Origin of the sequence: Micromonospora andamanensis (assembly GCF_016863495.1) — a bacterium.
In the GTDB taxonomy this organism is placed as follows: domain Bacteria; phylum Actinomycetota; class Actinomycetes; order Mycobacteriales; family Micromonosporaceae; genus Micromonospora; species Micromonospora andamanensis.
Genome location: NZ_BOOZ01000110.1, coordinates 1 through 1,299 on the forward strand (window position 1 = coordinate 1; position 1,299 = coordinate 1,299).

Sequence of the window (1,299 nt, forward strand, 5' to 3'; positions counted from 1 at the left end):
GGGAGTTGCCCCCTGGTCCTGGACACTTGAGCCTTGGATCGTGATGGTCTGGGGAGATCAGGAGTCCCTGACAGATGGTGATGAAGCACTATCCCGCAGAGTTCAAGGCCGACGCGGTGGCGTTGTACCGGTCCCGGCCCGGGGCGACGATCGCGCAGGTCGCTGAGGATCTCGGGGTTAATCGGGAGACGTTGCGCAGTTGGGTCCGCGTTGATGATCAGCGTCGGGGCGCCGTGGCCGGGCCGCCGGCGCCGGCGGCCAGCTCCGTGGAGGACGAGAACGCCGCGTTGCGACGTAGGGTCCGGGAACTGGAGGAGGAACGGGACATTCTGCGGAAGGCGGCCCGGTATTTCGCCGGGGAGACGCGCTGGTGAACCGCTTCCAGTTCGTCGCCGACCATCAGCAGCGCTACGGCGTGAAGCGGTTGTGTCAGATCATCGGAGTGTCCCGCTCGAGTTTCTACTACTGGCGGTCCGCCGCCGAAGCACGGGCTGCCCGCCAGGCCGCGGATGCGGCTCTCGCGGGCCGGATCCGGGCGGTGCACGCCGAGCACGACGGCACGTATGGAGCACCGCGGATCACCGCCGAACTCCGGGATGCCGGTCTGGCGGTCAACCGTAAGCGGGTCGCGCGGGTGATGCGCCGCTTCGGCGTGCAGGGTCTACGACTGCGCCGGCGAACGCGTACGACGGTGCCGGACCCGGCCGCGGCGAAGGCGGCGGACCTGATCGGCCGGGACTTCACCGCCGGGCAGCCGAACCAGCGCTACGTCGGTGACATCACCTACCTGCCGGTCGGGGAGCGCGGCTTCCTCTACCTGGCCACCATCCTGGACCTGCACTCCCGGCGCCTCGCGGGCTGGGCGATCGCCGATCACATGCGCACCGACCTGGTGATCGACGCCCTGCGAGCGGCGCAGCGCACCCGGGGCAGCCTGCACGGGGCGATCATGCACACGGATCACGGAACTCAATACACCTCTCGGGCCTTCGCCGCCGAATGCCAGGCCGCCGGAGTCCGGCAGTCGATGAGCGCGGTCGGTAGCTCCGCCGACAACGCGGCTGCGGAGTCGTTCAACGCGACCTTCAAACGCGAGACCCTGCAAGGCCGCCGCGCCTTCACCGACGAACGCGAAGCCCGACTCGCCGCGTTCCGCTGGCTACACCGCTACAACACCGTCCGCCGCCACTCCCGGCTCGGACACCAATCACCGATCACCTACGAGAAGAACACCAGGCCAGCGCCAGCTACGCTGGCCCCAGCCGCATAAACCCCGTGTCCAGGATCAGGGGTCAAGCC

The 1,299-nt window shown here is 68.8% G+C and carries 1 protein-coding gene; it reads left to right on the plus strand.

Annotation, left to right across the window (positions count from 1 at the left end; all coding sequences use genetic code 11):
• Positions 1-74 precede the first annotated feature (74 nt).
• Positions 75-1,270 (plus strand): IS3 family transposase gene (locus Van01_RS32685; protein ID WP_204015819.1). Its coding sequence is split into 2 segments (ribosomal slippage): positions 75-360 and positions 360-1,270, totalling 1,197 coding nucleotides; the frame shifts between segments, so codons are not numbered across the junction.
• The last annotated feature ends 29 nt before the right edge of the window (positions 1,271-1,299 follow it).